Annotated in this window: 17 protein-coding genes and 1 tRNA gene; 7 read left to right on the top strand and 11 right to left on the bottom strand. The window is 56.1% G+C overall.

Features of this window, described 5'->3' with window-relative positions; genetic code table 11:
* Positions 1-3: 3 nt before the first annotated feature.
* The 4 genes from ACIQT8_RS16700 to ACIQT8_RS16685 are packed head-to-tail and all read right to left on the bottom strand — an operon-like array spanning position 4 to position 2401.
* Positions 4-432, bottom strand: coding sequence for a DUF1178 family protein (locus ACIQT8_RS16700; RefSeq protein WP_138793484.1), 429 nt, complete (start codon positions 430-432; stop codon positions 4-6).
* Positions 429-1289 (bottom strand): carbon-nitrogen hydrolase family protein, encoded by an 861-nt coding sequence (locus ACIQT8_RS16695; RefSeq protein ID WP_138793485.1) that lies wholly within the window; start codon positions 1287-1289, stop codon positions 429-431. The genes ACIQT8_RS16700 and ACIQT8_RS16695 overlap by 4 nt, the downstream gene beginning before the upstream one ends.
* Positions 1290-1307: 18 nt before the next feature.
* On the bottom strand, positions 1308-1562 hold the full coding sequence (gene grxC, locus ACIQT8_RS16690) for a glutaredoxin 3 (RefSeq protein ID WP_138793486.1): 255 nt from the start codon (positions 1560-1562) through the stop codon (positions 1308-1310).
* A 59-nt stretch (positions 1563-1621) separates the two neighbouring features.
* Complete coding sequence (locus ACIQT8_RS16685; protein ID WP_400967308.1) at positions 1622-2401, bottom strand: ComF family protein; 780 nt, start codon at positions 2399-2401, stop codon at positions 1622-1624.
* Positions 2402-2496: 95 nt separating this feature from the next.
* Between ACIQT8_RS16685 and ACIQT8_RS16680 the strand changes: the two genes are divergently transcribed.
* Positions 2497-3378 (top strand): methyltransferase domain-containing protein, encoded by an 882-nt coding sequence (locus tag ACIQT8_RS16680; RefSeq protein ID WP_400967305.1) that lies wholly within the window; start codon positions 2497-2499, stop codon positions 3376-3378.
* Between the two features lie 13 nt (positions 3379-3391).
* Here ACIQT8_RS16680 and ACIQT8_RS16675 read toward each other — a convergent pair whose 3' ends face one another.
* The 6 genes from ACIQT8_RS16675 to ACIQT8_RS16650 all read right to left on the bottom strand — a co-directional run bounded on the left by ACIQT8_RS16675 (position 3392) and on the right by ACIQT8_RS16650 (position 7550).
* Entirely contained in the window at positions 3392-3589 is a 198-nt protein-coding gene (locus ACIQT8_RS16675; RefSeq protein WP_400967302.1) for a Flp family type IVb pilin, read from the bottom strand.
* Positions 3590-3683: 94 nt separating this feature from the next.
* The gene (locus ACIQT8_RS16670) at positions 3684-4004 is read right to left on the bottom strand and encodes a hypothetical protein (RefSeq protein ID WP_138793489.1); all 321 of its coding nucleotides are present in this window, start codon (positions 4002-4004) and stop codon (positions 3684-3686) included.
* 160 nt (positions 4005-4164) lie between these two features.
* On the bottom strand, positions 4165-4578 hold the full coding sequence (gene mutT / locus ACIQT8_RS16665) for an 8-oxo-dGTP diphosphatase MutT (protein ID WP_400967299.1): 414 nt from the start codon (positions 4576-4578) through the stop codon (positions 4165-4167).
* Positions 4575-5348 carry a GNAT family N-acetyltransferase gene (locus tag ACIQT8_RS16660; RefSeq protein WP_400967296.1) on the bottom strand — a complete coding sequence of 258 codons (774 nt, stop codon included), beginning with the start codon at positions 5346-5348 and terminating at the stop codon, positions 4575-4577. The genes mutT and ACIQT8_RS16660 overlap by 4 nt, the downstream gene beginning before the upstream one ends.
* 18 nt (positions 5349-5366) lie before the next feature.
* On the bottom strand, positions 5367-6608 hold the full coding sequence (argJ, locus tag ACIQT8_RS16655) for a bifunctional glutamate N-acetyltransferase/amino-acid acetyltransferase ArgJ (protein WP_400967294.1): 1242 nt from the start codon (positions 6606-6608) through the stop codon (positions 5367-5369).
* A gap of 81 nt (positions 6609-6689) precedes the next feature.
* Positions 6690-7550, bottom strand: a complete 861-nt coding sequence (locus tag ACIQT8_RS16650; protein WP_400967291.1) for a peptidylprolyl isomerase — start codon at positions 7548-7550, stop codon at positions 6690-6692.
* A gap of 244 nt (positions 7551-7794) precedes the next feature.
* Here ACIQT8_RS16650 and secA point away from each other — a divergent pair, with 244 nt between their 5' ends.
* From secA to ACIQT8_RS16625, 5 genes are all read left to right on the top strand, one after another.
* A complete protein-coding gene (gene secA / locus ACIQT8_RS16645) occupies positions 7795-10500 on the top strand; it encodes a preprotein translocase subunit SecA (RefSeq protein ID WP_400967288.1) in 2706 nt (901 codons plus the stop codon).
* 118 nt (positions 10501-10618) lie between these two features.
* On the top strand, positions 10619-11512 hold the full coding sequence (locus ACIQT8_RS16640; protein WP_138793495.1) for a DMT family transporter: 894 nt from the start codon (positions 10619-10621) through the stop codon (positions 11510-11512).
* Positions 11513-11593: 81 nt separating this feature from the next.
* Positions 11594-12793 carry an acyltransferase family protein gene (locus ACIQT8_RS16635; protein ID WP_400967284.1) on the top strand — a complete coding sequence of 400 codons (1200 nt, stop codon included), beginning with the start codon at positions 11594-11596 and terminating at the stop codon, positions 12791-12793.
* A 47-nt stretch (positions 12794-12840) separates the two neighbouring features.
* Positions 12841-14265, top strand: a complete 1425-nt coding sequence (gene uppV / locus ACIQT8_RS16630) for a Wzx-type polysaccharide biosynthesis protein UppV (RefSeq protein WP_400967282.1) — start codon at positions 12841-12843, stop codon at positions 14263-14265.
* Positions 14266-14273: 8 nt separating this feature from the next.
* On the top strand, positions 14274-15542 hold the full coding sequence (locus tag ACIQT8_RS16625) for a GNAT family N-acetyltransferase (protein ID WP_400968045.1): 1269 nt from the start codon (positions 14274-14276) through the stop codon (positions 15540-15542).
* A gap of 60 nt (positions 15543-15602) precedes the next feature.
* Here ACIQT8_RS16625 and ACIQT8_RS16620 read toward each other — a convergent pair whose 3' ends face one another.
* Entirely contained in the window at positions 15603-16241 is a 639-nt protein-coding gene (locus tag ACIQT8_RS16620) for a hypothetical protein (protein ID WP_400967279.1), read from the bottom strand.
* A gap of 254 nt (positions 16242-16495) precedes the next feature.
* Between ACIQT8_RS16620 and ACIQT8_RS16615 the strand changes: the two genes are divergently transcribed.
* Positions 16496-16580, top strand: a tRNA-Leu gene (locus ACIQT8_RS16615).
* Positions 16581-16811: the final 231 nt, after the last annotated feature.

The raw sequence follows: 16811 nt of genomic DNA, 5'->3' as shown, positions 1-16811 counted from the left end.
CGATCAGTTCACGTCGTCGGGCAGGATCGGTAGCGGTGCGATCTCGATGCCCTCATCGATAAGTGCCTTGGCTTCCTGAATGGAAGCATGCCCGACGATCCCACGCTCATCGGCTTCGCCGTAATGTATCTTGCGCGCCTCTTCAGGAAATTTATCGCCGACGTCCTCCGAATTGGCCCGGATGTTGGCAACGGCTTCCTTGATTTTGGCGATGGCCTCCTTGCGTGCTGTATCCATTGCCAATGACTGCCGCTCGTCCTTCTTGCGGGCAGTCGACACCGACGGGGCCATCAAAAGCTTCGATATGTTCAGCGAGTTACAGACAGGACAGGAGAGAAATCCGCGCTGCAACTGATTGTCGAAATCCTCGCTCCCGGCAAACCACCCTTCAAATTCATGGCCTTTATCACAGGCCAGTGCATAGCGTATCACGCCGCCTCTCCTCCGCTCGGGCGTTCATAGCCAACGGTTTCCAGCCTGAATTCCCGGGCATTTTTCAGATTGGGTATCTTGCCGCGTGCGGACGCAACGAGAGAAGGATCAATCTCGGCGAAGATGATCTCCTCGCCCGCACCGCCCGCAACGGCCAATACCTTGCCCCAGGGATCGATAATGATCGAATGACCAAACGTCTCGCGCCCATCCTCATGCACGCCGCCCTGCGCGGCAGCAATCACGAATGCACCGTTTTCAATCGCGCGGGCGCGAAGCAGGATTTCCCAATGCGCCTCGCCGGTCTGCCGGGTAAAGGCTGCAGGAACCGTCAGCACTTCGGCGCCGGCCATTGCCTCGGAGCGGAAAAGTTGCGGGAAGCGAACATCGTAACATATCGCGAAGCCGAACTTGGCAAGCGGCAGGTCGGCAACGCGCGCTTCACCACCTGGTTCGTAGGCGGCACTTTCGCGCCAGCTCTCGCCATTGTCGAGATCGACATCGAACATGTGAATCTTGTCGTAGGCACAGACCCGCGCGCCATCCGGTGCAAAGAGGAAGCCGCGATTGGCAATTTTGCCATCGGAGCGGGCGATCGCCGTCGAACCAACATGCACGTAGATGCCGAGTTCCCGCGACAAACGAGCCGCTGTCGTAACGATGACATCACCATCTTCGTCTTTGAGAACGGCTCGAAGTTCCTGTCGGTTTTTCTGAAGAGCACCCGTCATTTCAGGTGTCTGCACATAGACCGCCCCCTGGGAGGCGGCGTCACGGATCAGACGCTCCATGTCGGCTGCGTTTTTGACCGGATCGACACCGGAACGCATTTGGATAGCGGCAACCTTGAATGTCATCGCGTCCTCCAGTCCGGATCAGTTTGCCAACATCGGGTCAAGTTTACCGGCCCGATCCAGTGCATGCAGATCGTCGCAGCCACCGACATGCTGGCCGTTTATGAAAATCTGCGGGAATGTCGTGCCGCCAGATTTCTCAATCATTTCCTGTCGATATTCCGGCGTGGTGGTGGCGTTGTATTCTGCGTAGTCGACGCCCTTGCTTTCAAGCAGCGCCTTGGCGCGCGCGCAATAGCCGCAAAAATCTCGCGTATAGATCGTAACCGATGCCATGTTTTCCAGCCTCACAAACCGATGTGCGTCAGCACACGGTTTTCATTTTCACTGGTGATTCATATAGGGCCGGAAACAGCCATTGCAAAGATCAAAACGGTCACATCGGCGGCACCGGCCTTCTTCAAAACACGGGCCACAGCGGCCACCGTCGCGCCGGTTGTATAAACGTCATCAACGAGAACAATGCGCTTTCCGACGACATCCGTTTCATGACCGGGCGCGATCGCAAAGGCACCACGCACATTGTCCTGCCGTGCACGCGCTGAAAGGCCAACCTGCCGCTCTGTGGGTTTGACGCGCAGAAGCGTTCCCGCAAGCAACTGCTTGTCGGCAAGCCTTACAAGATGTCTTGCCAACTCCGCCGACTGATTGAAACGCCGCTGCGTGAAACGTCGGCGATGCAACGGGACGGGAATGACGTAATCGCAGGCCCCCACCCTCCCTTCACTTGCCCGCAGCATCCATGACGCCATGAAGGGAGCAAGGTCGGTCCGATCTTGATATTTGAGACGGTGGACCAGTTTGCGGGCGACACCATCGTGGATCGCAACCGCCCGCAACCGGTCAAAAGCCGGCGGATTGGCGATGGCCTCACCGCTGACAACACCGTCTCCATGATCGAGGGACAATGGAATTCCAAGAACTTCGCAATAGGGGCGCTCTATGAAGCCCACATCCCGCCAGCATTCGGGGCAAAGCGCGCCATCAGCACCAGTCATCCGGCCGCAGGCGGCACAGGTCGGTGGATAGACGATGTGAAAGACCGATCGAAGAGCAAACCGCCCCATCGCCTTAACAGGTCCGAACATGGAAAACAGCCCTACACCAGCACCCATGAGGTTGACTTTAGCTTCGAACGGGTGCCTTTGCGAGAGCGATATGAAAGACGGCTTGCCGAATAAAATGGCGAAAGAGCCGAAGCAGGCTGACGATGGATATTCTTTTTGACGAAGCGCTGATCGAGGCTAACCGCCGGAGAGCGTGGAACAGGCGCGACGACAAGGCTTTGTTTCTTCTCGATATGGCAGCGGAAGAACTGGCTGACCGCCTGGCCATCGTCGAACGTCGGTTCGAAACCGCGATCGAACTCCATGGCGCGACCGGGGTGACTGCCAGACGGCTGACGGAAACCGGCAAAATCGACAGCATTCAGCGCATCGAGACGGATGCTCGTTTCGAACTTGATGGACAATTGCCGCAGGTTGCCTCGATGGAACACCTGCCGCTGACGGAAGCGTCCGCCAATCTCATCGTATCACCACTGGCCTTGCACCTGACCAACGACACTCCAGGCACATTGATCCAGATCCGCAGGGCGCTGAAACCGGATGGTCTTTTTCTTGCTGCCATACCGGGCAGCGGTACGCTTCACGAGCTGCGAGACGTTCTCTTGGCCGCCGAGGCCGAACTGACTGGCGGCGCAAGTCCACGGGTCATTCCTTTTGCTGATGTGCGTGACGTTGGCGCGCTGTTGCAGCGCGCTGGTTTTGCACTCCCGGTGACGGATGCTGAATCCTACACGGTTCGCTACGATTCGATTTTTCCGCTGATGCGAGATCTGCGCGCCATGGGCATGGCAAACCCACTCAAGGACCGCAGTCGCAAACCGCTTAACCGCGCATTTTTCATGCGCGCAGCGGAGCTTTATGCGGACCGTTATTCAGATCCCGATGGCCGCATCAGAGCAACATTTTCGATTATCTATGTCTCTGGCTGGGCGCCGCATGAAAGCCAGCAAAAACCGCTGAAACCGGGCTCTGCCAAGGTTCGGCTTGCCGACGCGCTGAAAACCACTGAGGTCAAGCTGTCCTGAAAGCAACAATCAATCAGCTGACATAGGCCGCGAACGTGTCGATGATAATCTGAAAAACGCCATCGATCTGGGTGCCAATACTGCGCATGCCCGCGATGATCCCAACCGAAATCAGGGCCGTGATCAGCCCATATTCGACCATTGTGGCGCCGTTTTCATTTTTTAAGAAACGGCGGAAACATCCCGCCAGTCGATTTTCACCGTCCAACATCCGGCTCGCCCCCGCGAAACGTAATATGCCTTATTACAAACGCGGTCATTCTTAGGGGCATTGCGTTTGGATTTCGTTACCGATCTGGCAGAAATCAGCAGCCGCGCTCGTTGTTGTAACCTGTGACGACGCAAGGCATTTCAGGCATAGGCTGGGTGATACTGCGACGGATGGAATACGTCTTGCCCGTATCGACATTGTTCTTACGGATAGATCCAGTGGATATCATGTCGATATTGTCGGGATACTGTGCGACCCGTGTCGAGGATTTACCCGCAAGCATGGGCGTCAGGATCAGGGAAAGCGCAATGGCAGCCGTTCCGAACAGCAGAGCGACATTAAGCACGCCGGTGCGGCGGGATTTATTGGAATACGAATGACGGTCTTCAACCGTCTTCCAGAAATCCTCATTCATCGCCAAACCTCATGCTGTGCAATTTTCCGCTTATTCAGAATGAAATTGCCAGATGGTGCTGAATGATCTGTTAACGCAGGCCCCATTTTGGCACGGCAAACCTGTGGAAAACCGGCGTTTCACGAAGCTGTTACGTTAACGACCATGTCGAGTTCGGCGGTTACAGCAAGTCCTGAAGAAATGGTATGAGAGGCTCATCGGCTGGCGGCATCGGATAATCGCGCAAAGCCTGTGGCTTCACCCATTTGATCGCCTGGCCTTCACGACCATGCGGAATGCCCTCATAACGGCGGCAGACATAAAGGGGCATCAAGAGGTGAAAGGTCTCATAGGTGTGGCTGGCGAACGTCAGCGGTGCCAGACAGGCGACCTTCGTGCTGACACCAAGTTCCTCTTCCAGCTCGCGCACAAGAGTTTCTTCGGGTGTCTCGCCTTGCTCCACCTTGCCACCGGGAAACTCCCAGAGACCTGCAAGTGATTTACCTTCGGGCCTTTGAGCCAGGAGAATACGCCCGTCCCGATCCAGAAGCGCGCACGCAGCAACAAGAAGGATTTTTCTCTCCGCCCCGCTCACTTATCGCCTGCCTTTTGCCAATAACGGTAAGTATAGGCCTGTGTGAAGCCAAATTTTTCATAAAGCGCGATCGCCGGAGCGTTGGTGGAAACGACCTGTAGCCAAGCCGTTCTCGCACCACTGATACGGGCCCACCGCAAGGCCGATGCGAGCATTTGCGTGCCAAGACCGCTGCACCGGTGGCCGCTGGCAACGTCGAGCGAAAGAATGCCTGCGAGATCGTTGTCCTGTACGCAGATTGCGGTCGCAAGGGGACTGCCCTCGACCTCTTCATTGATGAACAACCCAAGCGTCGGCTTGATCGAACTGACGATCTCGGCAACCGCAGGACGAAGGGCAGGATCACCGCCACTGACCTTGAGGCTCGCTTCAACAAAACGACCGATATCGTGACTTGGCAGGCTTACGAGGGTTTCCGGCAACTCCAGAGCAGAGATGTCAGCGGTCATCACCTTGACCTCTTCAAAGACGTTCCAGCCGTCCTCGATCAGAAAGTCCGCCAGTTGCGGTGGCATCAGCGTCGTTTCACGCACCACCAGCGGGCGCCCGAAATCCTCGAAACGCTTGCGTGCCTTTTCCAGCCTGATGGCGCAATTGCCGTAGTCGGATGGATCGAGCGGCACAACACTGTTAATTCGCTTGGAGGGATGAGATCCCGTCAGGCGGATTTGCCAGCTACCGTCATAAATCACTGACGAAGCGGGCCATGCCCGGAAACTGACAGCTTCCAGACGGCGAACGAGCGGCAAGTTGACAGCACTGTCCTGCATTCTGTTCGGCTCCAACGGTCAGCTCCGATAATCGCCGTTGATTTCGACATATTCCTTGGTCAGGTCACAGGTCCAGACCGTCGCTGTGCCGTTACCAAGACCGATATCCACCTTCACCGGAATATCTTCCAGCTTCATCACCGCGCTTGCTTCAGCTTCAGAATAATCCGGGTCGCGCTCCCCATTCACGGCAACGCGAACATGGCCGAACCAGATTGCCAAACGGTCACGATCTGCCATTTCGCCTGATTTGCCCACAGCCATCACAACCCGGCCCCAGTTGGCATCTTCGCCCGCGACCGCCGTCTTGACCAGCGGCGAGTTGGCAATGGACAGCGCAATTTTTTTGGCTGCGACATCGTTTTCGGCGCCAGTAACCGTGACCTCTACCATTTTGCGTGCACCTTCGCCGTCGCGAACGACCTGAAGCGCAAGTTCCTTGAGAAGATCATTCAACGCCGCCCGGAACGAACCAAGACGCTCGTCATCGGCACTTACGACCTTGAGCTGGCCATCCTCGGCTGCAGCACCTGTTGCAAACAGCATCAGGGTGTCGGATGTCGACGTGTCGCTATCGACTGTTACCGAGTTGAATGTTGGTCCCACTCCCGCTGACAGAAGAGACTGCAACGCAGCGGCATCGATATCCGCATCCGTGACGACGAAAGACAGCATCGTCGCCATATCAGGCGCGATCATGCCGGCGCCTTTTGCGATACCGTTGATCGTGACTTTTACACCACCGATTTCTGCGGTGCGGGTCGCGACCTTCGGGTAGGTATCCGTGGTCATGATGGCCTTGGCTGCTTCCTGCCAGAAATCGGCAGCGGCAGAAGCCTTCATATCACCGAGAACACCGGCGAATTTCGTCGCATCCAATGGCTCACCGATCACGCCGGTTGATGCCAGAAAAACTTCACGCTCAGAGCAATCAACTGCCGAGGCAGCAGATTTGGCAGTGAGTTCGGTCGCCGCCTTGCCTTTAAGCCCGGTAAAGGCGTTGGCATTGCCGGAATTGACAACGACCGCACGGGCAACACCGCCAGCAAGATTTGCACGGCAAAAATCCACCGGCGCAGACGGGCACTTGGATTTCGTGAACACGCCTGCCACTGCAGCCGGCTTGTCGAAGACCATGAGAAGCACGTCGGTACGGTTCTTGTACTTGATACCGGCGGCAGCCGTCGCCATGCGGACGCCACGCAGGGCCGGCATGTCTGGATAGGATTTGGGAGCGAGCGGAGAAACGGCAACGGACATTAGGGACGCCTGAAGTTTTTCTGGGAACAACTGTCGGATATGGAAACAGGGCGGCCAATGGCCGCCCTGAAAAATCGGAAATTACTGCTGCGGTTGCTGCTGTTCTTTGCTGGCTTCGTCATAGCCCTTCTTCAGCGCTTCATCCATGATCTCGACCTTCTGGTCGGCTTTCGCCTTTTCGATCAGGGCAACATATTTGTCACGCATGACAAGCTGACGAACCTGCGGCTCGACCTGCTCGAAAGCCGGAGGAGGCGCGATGCGCTTGTCTTCGAGCTTGATCACGTGGAAGCCAAACTGGGTCTTGACCGGCGTCTTGGTGTAGGCGCCCTTTTCAAGACCAAAAGCGGCCTCTTCGAATTCCGGCACCATGCGGCCTTTTCCGAACCAGCCGAGATCACCGCCCTCATCCTTGTTGGAATCGGTCGACTTCTCCTTGGCGATTTCGGCGAAATCCTGGCCCGAATCAAGCTGCTTGATAACTTCCTTGGCTTCGTCTTCTGTCGCTACGAGGATGTGACGGGCATGCGCTTCCTCTTCCTGTGGGAGAGAAGCGACTTCCTTGTCATATCGGGCCTTCACCTCTTCATTGGTAACGGAGTCAACCACGTGCTTGCGGAAGTAGGCGTTGTGCAGCTCGCGGTCCTGAATAAAGGCCATACGCTTCTTGAAATCGTCGGTCTTTTCCAGCCCTTCGGCAGAGGCATTCTTTACCAGAAGCTTCACGTCGATCGCGCCGGAAAGGGCGGCGACCTTCTTCTGTTCGTCGGGAAGCTGCGCGAGTTGAGGATCAAGATTGCTCATGGCGAGATCGAGTTCGGACTGGTGAATTTCCAGATCGCCGACCTTGGCAACAACTGCATCTTCCTGTGCAAAAACCGGAAGCTGAAGGCCGAGGGTAGCCACAATCACCGCAGCCGCAATTTTATTATAGCGCAACATATTGAACCTTTCGGAGACAACGCCGGCTCCAGACATGGTTTCCGGCTCTGAAAAAACTTCCAAACACCTGATTGTGGCCATTCTGTAACGGGCAGAACCGTTGACATCATTTGCCCCCCCTCTTATCTGTCACGCAACCTCGCGTCCAGATACGTTTCAGGGCGAAGTCCGTCATTTGTTGGTGATATCCAGCAGCAAAGTCGGAACAGCCCGGGAAAACGGAATTTCAGAAAGGGCCAGTAAGATGGTCAGTCTCGGCGGTATCGCCCGCAAGTTGTTCGGTTCGGCAAACGATCGCCGCGTCCGCTCCTACAGAAGCAAGATCGCCGCTATCAGCGCGCTGGAGGAAGCCACGAAGGCTCTCTCTGACGAAGCTCTCGCGGCAAAGACTGTGGAATTCCGCCAGCAGCTCGCCGACGGTAAGTCTCTTGACGATCTTCTGATCCCGGCCTTTGCAGTCACCCGCGAAGCCTCGCGCCGTGTGCTTGGCATGCGTCCCTTCGACGTTCAGTTGACGGGTGGTATGATCCTGCATCAGGGCGCCATCGCCGAGATGAAGACCGGGGAAGGCAAGACCCTCGTTGCAACGCTCGCAGTCTACCTCAACGCTTTGTCCGGTAAGGGCGTTCACGTCGTTACGGTCAACGACTACCTGGCCAAGCGCGACGCTGGCATCATGGGTCGCCTCTACGGTTTCCTTGGCCTCACGACGGGCGTTATCGTCCATGGCCTCGATGACGACCAGCGCCGTGAAGCCTACGCTTGCGACATCACCTACGCGACAAACAACGAACTCGGTTTCGACTATTTGCGCGACAACATGAAATATGATCGCGCCCAGATGGTGCAGCGCGGCCATAACTACGCGATCGTCGACGAAGTTGACTCCATTCTTGTTGATGAGGCGCGCACACCGCTCATCATCTCCGGCCCCCTGGATGATCGTTCCGACCTCTACAACACCATCGACGCGTTCATTCCGCTGCTGACGCCAGAAGACTATGAGATCGATGAAAAGCAGCGTTCGGCCAACTTCTCCGAGGATGGCACCGAAAAGCTGGAAAACCTGCTCCGACAGGCCGGCCTTTTGAAGGGCGAATCGCTCTACGACATCGAAAACGTCGCGATTGTTCATCACATCAATAACGCGCTGAAGGCTCACAAGCTCTTTACGCGCGACAAGGACTATATCGTCCGCAATGACGAGATCGTCATTATCGACGAATTCACTGGCCGCATGATGCCGGGTCGCCGTTATTCCGAAGGCCAGCACCAGGCGCTGGAAGCCAAGGAAAAGGTTCAGATCCAGCCGGAAAACCAGACGCTTTCCTCGGTCACGTTCCAGAATTACTTCCGCATGTATGAAAAGCTCGCCGGTATGACCGGTACTGCGGCAACGGAAGCTGAAGAATTCGGCAACATCTACGGTCTTGATGTCATCGAAGTTCCGACCAACCTGCCCATCCAGCGTATCGACGAGGATGATGAGGTCTATCGGACAGGCGAAGAAAAATACAAGGCGATCATCACCGAGATCATCGCTGCGCATGAGCGCAACCAGCCGGTTCTCGTCGGCACGACCTCAATCGAAAAATCCGAATTGCTGGCGAATCTGCTGCGCCAGTCCGGCTTTGAGAATTTCCAGGTTCTGAATGCTCGCTATCACGAGCAGGAAGCTTACATCGTATCGCAGGCTGGCGTTCCCGGCGCGGTCACGATCGCGACCAACATGGCTGGCCGTGGTACTGATATTCAGCTCGGCGGCAACACCGACATGCGCCTTGAGCGCGAGCTGGAGGGTCTGGAAGACGATGCTGAGCGTGTCGCCAAGGAACAGGCTATCCGCGCCGAGATCAAGATTTTGAAGGAAAAAGCGCTCACTGCCGGCGGTCTTTACGTCATCGCGACCGAGCGTCACGAAAGCCGTCGCATCGACAACCAGCTCCGTGGCCGCTCCGGCCGTCAGGGCGACCCCGGCCGTTCGAAGTTCTATCTTTCACTTCAGGACGATCTGATGCGCATCTTCGGCTCGGATCGCATGGATTCGATGCTGCAGAAGCTGGGTCTGAAGGAAGGCGAAGCAATCGTCCATCCTTGGATCAACAAGGCTCTGGAACGCGCGCAGAAGAAGGTCGAAGCACGCAACTTCGAAACCCGTAAGAACCTGCTGAAGTATGACGACGTTCTGAACGATCAGCGCAAGGTAATCTTCGAGCAGCGCCTGGAGTTGATGGAGGCCGACAATATCGGCGAAACCGTCGCCGATATGCGCCATGAAGTTATCGAAGCACTTGTCACGAAGCATGTTCCCGAAAATGCTTACGCTGAACAGTGGGACATTGCAGGCCTCAAGGCTGGCGTCGCACAGTTCCTCAACCTTGATCTGCCGGTGGACGAGTGGGCCAAGGAAGAAGGCATCGCCGAAGACGATATTCTGCATCGTATCACGGAAGCGGCGGACAAGTTTGCAGCCGAGCGCGCAGAGCGGTTTGGTCCGGATATCATGACCTACGTAGAGCGCTCCGTCGTTCTCCAGACGATCGACCACCTGTGGCGCGAGCATATCGTGAACCTTGATCACCTGCGCTCTGTCGTCGGTTTCCGTGGTTATGCCCAGCGTGATCCGTTGCAGGAGTATAAGGCCGAAGCATTTGAACTGTTCCAGTCGCTACTGACGAACCTGCGCGAAGCCGTGACTGCACAGCTCATGCGCGTCGAACTGGTTCAGCAAGAGCCGCAGCAGCCTGAACTTCCGGAAATGACGGCACACCATCTCGATCCTGTCACCGGAGAAGACGAGTTGGCCCAGGAGTCTCCTGCTCTTGTATCGGCAGAAGACCGTGATCCGAACAATCCGGCGACGTGGGGGCGAATTGGACGCAACGAACTTTGCCCTTGTGGTTCCGGCAAGAAGTACAAGCATTGCCACGGTGTCTACGAGCAGGCTTAAAACCCTGTGACGTTTCCATCGCCCGCGACTTTGGTCGCGGGCGATTTGCTTTAAATGCGCCCTGGCGGTGATCGCTCCCGCCTGAATTCCTCTCAAAACGACTTTCGGACGATCCGCCATGAAGCCTGGTGACCTTGCTGCATACATTTTTCTGGCGCTCGCCTGGGGTTTGTCCTTTCTGCTTTTGCTGCACGTCGTCTCGGTTTTCGGGTGGATTGGGGCCGTTACCTTGCGTTGCCTCATCGCAAGCCTTAGCCTCGTGCTGATTGCGCGCCTCACGGGACGAAAGCTGCAGTTTTCTGCAGGGTGGAAGGCGTTTGCGATCGTGGGTGCGACCACTGTGGCAGGCCAACTCATCGGCCTATCCTATGCCACTCCGCTGATCGGCACGGCCATGGCAGCCATCCTCGTCGCCACAATTCCTCTCTTCTCCATGCTGATTTCGCAGCTCTGGGGACTGGAACGCATGACCGGACAGGGACTGGTTGGATTGATACTCGGTTTCGGTGGCATAATCCTGCTCGTCGGCTTTCCCGCAGTTCCCGTCACCATCTCGTTTGTTCTTGGATGCGCTGCCTGCATCGCCGCCTGTTTCTGTGCGGCTTACGGCAGTAACTATGCAAGCCGGCACCTCAAGGGCACCGGTTCCTGGGAGATTACCATCGGTGCCTTTCTGGCAGGCGGCTTGATGACCTTGCCGTTGCTGTTTGCCGTGCCGGTTCCCGTTACTCCCAGCCTCGCAGATTACGGCTATCTCGTCCTTCTGGCCGTGATGATGAGTAGCTTGACCTACATCACCTACTTCCGTCTGGTATCAAACATCGGGGCCACGAAAGCCATCAGCGTGGAGTTCGTGGTGACGATCGTTGCCGTCCTTGTCGGCGCCTTTGTGTTGAACGAACCTCTGACGGCCCTGCAGCTTCTTGGAGCGGTGGTGATTACCGCTGGCTGCGTGCTGGTCCTCGGCCTTGTCCCGGGGCGAAAGCTGCCACCCGCCGCATCCGGCGCGTGAATTGTTTATTAGTGTTTTCCACCAATAGTCGCGCGAAGATGTCTCCGGTCAGAATAAATCGCGTTGCGGCGCGGGGTGGCAATGCAAGCGGGCAGCGCACAGCACGAACACTATTGGGATCCCTTGCGGGCGGGCCTTATGTTGCTCGGTGTGCCCTACCATGCATCTCTGCTCTATAGCGATGCGATCAGCTGGAGCCTCAAGGATTTCCAAACCAGTCCGGTCCTCACCATTCTCGGTATCGTATTGACCACGTTCCGCATGCCGACCTTCTTTTTGGTCGCCGGATATTTCTCAGCCATGGCGATTGGAAAAAAGGGAAGCGGTGCATGGTTGCAATCCCGATTTTTACGCCTTGGTATTCCGTTCGTTGCAGCCATCATTATTCTTGGACCGCTACAACTTTTGCTTCTGGATATTTCCGAGGTCGTGAAGGGACAGGCGAGTTTCGAGCAGGTGATCGGCAGGCTGCCGCAAACTTTGGCGTTGAGTTCGCGCTGGATCATGCATCTGTGGTTCCTGCCAGCCCTGCTTTTCTATTCAGTGCTTCTCGCTGCTGTTTTGTTTCTTGGGCAACAGCGACCGGGTCTTCAAATCAAGCAAACCTGCGAACGGCTGAAAAGCCGACATCCGGTTTTTTTTCTCTCTGCCATCTGCATGCTTGCGATCGTGTGGGAGCTCGCCGTTTACGCAACCGCTCTCATGGCGCGGGACAGGGAAAACGATATCCTGAGCTTTTACGAACGTGCATCAGATCCCTACGCTCGCTATCTCCCGTTTTTCCTCATTGGCGCGCTCCTCAACCGTGACAAGGCGCTGTTTCATAGATTTCGTCAAACTGGACCAGGCACAGCATGTCTCACAGTCTTTGCCATCTCGGCCGCGGTGATGCTACGGCTGCAACACCCCTACGGCAACTCGGTTTGGCAGGTTGTGGCCTCCGCGGTCGCCGCGATTGCGGCTGCGCGGCTTCTCCTGGATTTTTGCTGCCGTTTTTTCGTTCGGCCAAACATTATCCTCAAAAGACTGGCGGATGCGTCCTTCACGATCTATCTCGTGCATCATCCTTTGATTTATGCGTTTGGCACGGCCTTTATCGCTGTTAACCTGCCCCCCATTGTCGAATTCAGTGTCATCGTGGTCGCAACAATTGGGTTTGCCTATCTTTTGCATCGGGCGTTGCGCCAGAATGATCTCGCCCTCTTCCTCTTCAACGGGGTCCGCAGGACACAGGCGCCGACACATCCATCGGCGCACAACGTCTCCCAAACCCTTCGTTAAGGTTGGGTCTGTTACAGTTGAACCACCATTCAACTGGAAATGATGGCGTGCGGATCATGGCTATCCTGAACACGGTGGAAAAAGCCTTGCCCGTGGGCCTGCGGACAAAACTTGCTCCCGTGCTGGAGAAGCTTTCCGCAATCGTCTCCGGTCGCGATGACGTCGCACGCGCACAGCGGATGGCATTGGTCGCATTTGCGGTTCGCATCGTCAGTGCCGGCATTGCATTCTTTTCCCAGATCATTCTTGCGCGCCTGATGGGCGAGTTCGAATACGGGATCTTTGCTTTTGTCTGGGTTCTCGTCATCCTTTTCGGCAATCTGTCCTGTCTTGGCTTTCACGCGACGGTCATCAGGTTTCTGCCGGGTTACAAACTGGAAGATGCCAATGACAAGATCATGGGTCTCACCTCGACCGCCCGGGTCTTTGCCATGCTTTCAGCCAGCACAGTGGCCATTTTCGGCTTGGCATTCCTGTTTTTCTTTGGCCAATGGATTGCTAGTTACTATGTCATTCCAATTTTCCTGGCCCTCTTCACATTACCGATGGTAGCACTGGGCGACGTGTTGAATGGCACGGCACGTGCGAATGGCTGGGCCATATCGGCACTCAGCCCCACCTACATAATTCGCCCCGTGCTCATTCTTGTCTTCATGGTTACGGCTATCACTCTTGGGGCGGACAAAACCGCGACCACAGCGATGCTGACCGCACTGGCGGCAACCTACGTCACCACCCTTCTCCACTTCATTTTCATGAACCGCCGGCTCAACCGGCACTTCCACAGCACAGCCCGCGTCGTTCACTTTCGCCACTGGCTGCGCTTCGCCTTCCCGATGTTCCTGATCGATGGCATCGGGTTCCTGATGACGAACTCCGACGTTGTCATCGTCGGCCTCTATCTGCCTCCTGACCAGGTCGGCATCTATTTCGCGGCTGCAAAAACCATCGTGCTGATGCAGTTCGTGTTTTTCTCGGTTCAGGCTGCCGCTGCACCCCGTCTGGCTGCTCTCATCGCGTCTGATGACCGGCGCGGACTTGCGAGCTTCGCAAGCCAAGCGGCCCGCTGGGCGTTCTGGCCCTCTCTTTTCATGGGGCTGGTGGTCCTTGCCGCAGGTCCGTTTCTGCTGTCGCTATTCGGCGCAGCCTTCACCCAGGGTTACGAACTGATGTTCTTTCTGTTTGCGGGTTTCCTTGCAAAGGCTGCTATCGGACCGGGCGAAACCCTGCTCAATATGGCCGGCAAACAGAAGTTGTGTGTTTTTCTTTATATTCTAATCTTTAGCTGCAACATTGCACTCAACATGTTGCTCATTCCGGTCTATGGTTTGGCTGGGGCTGCGGGTGCCGCTGCAATGGCAATGCTGATTGAAGCTGTGCTATTGCATGTCGCTATTCGCCGCACACTCGGGATCGTGCTTTTTGCCTTCAACGATCTTCGGGCGAATACTGACACGGGGAAGGCGGTTTAACGGTGGCCATGTCCAGCGACCCCAAGAATCCGGACCTTCAGGACCCGCGGATTGCAGCGCTCGTCGCCTCGTCGACGAAAGATCGTCCTGTTGCCGACAGCAGTAAGCGTGTCGGGCGTGAAGGACGTGAGTTCTGTATCTACCCTGGCCAGCTCGGATACGAGATGCAGGAAGAACTCGATTTCCTGTCGAACCGCGTTATGGAAGCAAATGTCTTCTTTACCGGACGATTGCTCGCGCCAGCCATGCCGCGCCTTGAGGACAAGTCGGTCCGCTTTGCCCTTATTCGCGATGAGAATGGGGCAAGGAGCCGCATGCGGCTTCTGATGCCGTTTACCGTCGAAAAGCCGGGTTTTGCCATCGGGCCTTCGATCATTCGCATCTGGGCAAATCCGTTCGGTCCTTTGGGGACACCGCTCGTCGACACCGAAGGTGCCGCCGAGACCCTCGATAATCTTTTCGATGCGCTTGCTGATAAGGAAATGAAGCTTCCGAACGTTCTGGTTCTGCCCGATATCAGACTGGACGGTCCGTTCGCGCGACTGGTCAAAGCCATTGCCCTTAGCCGCAACCTGCCCCTGACGACAACCGGCACATATCAACGCCCGACGTTGGAGAGCCTGCAAGATGGAGAAACCTACCTCCAGCAAGCACTTGCACCACACCATTTGCGGGAGATGCGCCGGCAGTGGCGCCAACTCGAAAAACTGGGGGCCGTGTCCTACACCGTAAGCCGACAAGCAAAAGACATACGGTATCGTATGGAGGAGTTTCTGGCACTGGAGGCAAGTGGCTGGAAAGGTCGCAAGCGCAGTGCGTTGGTGAATGACCGTTACCGCGCCGCATTCGCGCGCGAAGCCATCACCAATCTCGCGGAAGCAGACGCGGTTCGCATCCATACGATTGATCTGAACGGAAGTGCCATTGCCTCGATCGTCGTTTTCATGACCGCAGGTGAGGCTTACACTTGGAAAACTGCTTTCGATGAGTCTTATTCGAAATACTCACCTGGCAAGTTGCTGATCCAGAAGCTGACAGACTGGCACCTGGACGACGCCAACATTTTGCGCAGTGATAGTTGTGCAGTGCCCGATCACCCAATCATGAGCCGCTTCTGGCAGGAACGGCAGGAAATGGGCACGCTGATTGTCGGCCTGGCGCAAAACAGCGACCGCGACGTGCGCCAGGTTTCAACGCACGTAGATATGTACCGCAGCACACGCAATCTCGCCCGCAGCCTTCGCCAGAAAATTATGTCATTCGGCCGTAAAGGTTGAAGCCAGAACGATAGAGGGCGCATTCGAGCGCCCTCCATCGCGTCCTGGGGCTTTCATGCGTTAGCGGGATGCTGTCCGGATCATCTTGCAAAGTTGCGTCAACGCCGCATCGTATCCACCGCCAAGGATATCAACACAACGGCGCGCAAGCTTGATCTGCTCGGTGCGGGACATATCGTTATAGGCACGAACGGCCTGGCGAATGACTGCCGGAGGCACGCCACCCGGGTTGGCCGCTCCTCCAGGTGTTGTCGGGCTGCCTGGACTTCCCGGCGTTCCCGTCGAGCTGGTTCCGAGACCAACGCCGACCCCCAAACCGAGGCCGCTTGCTCCACCGACACTGGTACCTACACTAGCATTGAGACCGCTTGATCCGCCGACGGACGCATTAACACCGGCATTGATACCATCGGACCCGCCCACAGATGCGTTGACGTCGGCATTGACGCCGCTGCTGCCGCCCAACGAAGCATTTACATCTGCCCCGAGCCCGCCACTTCCATTCCCGCCAACGTCCGCGCTGGCATTCACACCACCACTACCACCAACGGAAGCGCCAACACCAAGACCACCACTGTCGTTGCTACCAACGCTGGCATTGATCCCATTTTCACCGCCGATGCCAATATCCAGCGCATTGGCGCTAATTGGAAACACCAGGCATGCAGACAACAACAAATTGCGAGAAAGCGAGCGCATATTTTCCTCCTTGGGCGTTCTTTGCTATCCCGTGTCCCCCCATGGACAATCCACATCGCCATAATACTTCAATTAGCAATTGCGCATATTCCAATTTATCAATGATTGCTAATGCAGGATTAACGCGCTTTTTAAGTTGTCTCGCACCGGGAAATCCAGCCGCTCAGGAAAGAGACAGAATTGGAGAGATTAGACAGGTTTGGGGTTGCACGTTCCCGCAGAACCATGATAGACGCCGTTGCATTACCACCGTTGCCCCAATGGCGGAATTGGTAGACGCGCCGCACTCAAAATGCGGTTCCGAAAGGAGTGCTGGTTCGATCCCGGCTTGGGGTACCATTTTCAAAAAATCAGTTTGATTTTATTGATTCTTTTCGTCGCGACTCCCCACGAAAGCGAAGAAATCCCACCATTTAAGTGCTCTTGCCGCATCGACTTCACGAAACTTTGCTTGCATCCTGCAAGGTGACCAACAGGCTTTTGTTTGCAAGCGAAAGAGGACTGGATTAGAGGGCTAAAGCGCTTCCAGATTCCACGGGAACGCACTCTTCGATGCGCGACTTAATTCCG

Source organism: Agrobacterium sp. NPDC090273 (genome assembly GCF_044772305.1).
Lineage (GTDB): Bacteria > Pseudomonadota > Alphaproteobacteria > Rhizobiales > Rhizobiaceae > Agrobacterium.
This window is presented reverse-complemented; position numbering and strand designations above follow the sequence as displayed.

Bases quoted from the DNA above. Each gene is read 5' to 3' on its own strand.
- secA (WP_400967288.1), top strand. From the start codon at position 7,795: ATGGTCAGTCTCGGCGGTATCGCCCGCAAGTTGTTCGGTTCGGCAAAC.
- ACIQT8_RS16640 (WP_138793495.1), top strand. From the start codon at position 10,619: ATGAAGCCTGGTGACCTTGCTGCATACATTTTTCTGGCGCTCGCCTGG.
- ACIQT8_RS16635 (WP_400967284.1), top strand. From the start codon at position 11,594: ATGCAAGCGGGCAGCGCACAGCACGAACACTATTGGGATCCCTTGCGG.
- ACIQT8_RS16695 (WP_138793485.1), bottom strand. From the start codon at position 1,289: ATGACATTCAAGGTTGCCGCTATCCAAATGCGTTCCGGTGTCGATCCG.
- ACIQT8_RS16680 (WP_400967305.1), top strand. From the start codon at position 2,497: ATGGATATTCTTTTTGACGAAGCGCTGATCGAGGCTAACCGCCGGAGA.
- ACIQT8_RS16620 (WP_400967279.1), bottom strand. From the start codon at position 16,241: ATGCGCTCGCTTTCTCGCAATTTGTTGTTGTCTGCATGCCTGGTGTTT.
- ACIQT8_RS16660 (WP_400967296.1), bottom strand. From the start codon at position 5,348: ATGCAGGACAGTGCTGTCAACTTGCCGCTCGTTCGCCGTCTGGAAGCT.
- ACIQT8_RS16650 (WP_400967291.1), bottom strand. From the start codon at position 7,550: ATGTTGCGCTATAATAAAATTGCGGCTGCGGTGATTGTGGCTACCCTC.
- ACIQT8_RS16625 (WP_400968045.1), top strand. From the start codon at position 14,274: ATGTCCAGCGACCCCAAGAATCCGGACCTTCAGGACCCGCGGATTGCA.
- ACIQT8_RS16675 (WP_400967302.1), bottom strand. From the start codon at position 3,589: ATGTTGGACGGTGAAAATCGACTGGCGGGATGTTTCCGCCGTTTCTTA.
- ACIQT8_RS16685 (WP_400967308.1), bottom strand. From the start codon at position 2,401: ATGGGTGCTGGTGTAGGGCTGTTTTCCATGTTCGGACCTGTTAAGGCG.
- ACIQT8_RS16670 (WP_138793489.1), bottom strand. From the start codon at position 4,004: ATGAATGAGGATTTCTGGAAGACGGTTGAAGACCGTCATTCGTATTCC.
- argJ (WP_400967294.1), bottom strand. From the start codon at position 6,608: ATGTCCGTTGCCGTTTCTCCGCTCGCTCCCAAATCCTATCCAGACATG.
- grxC (WP_138793486.1), bottom strand. From the start codon at position 1,562: ATGGCATCGGTTACGATCTATACGCGAGATTTTTGCGGCTATTGCGCG.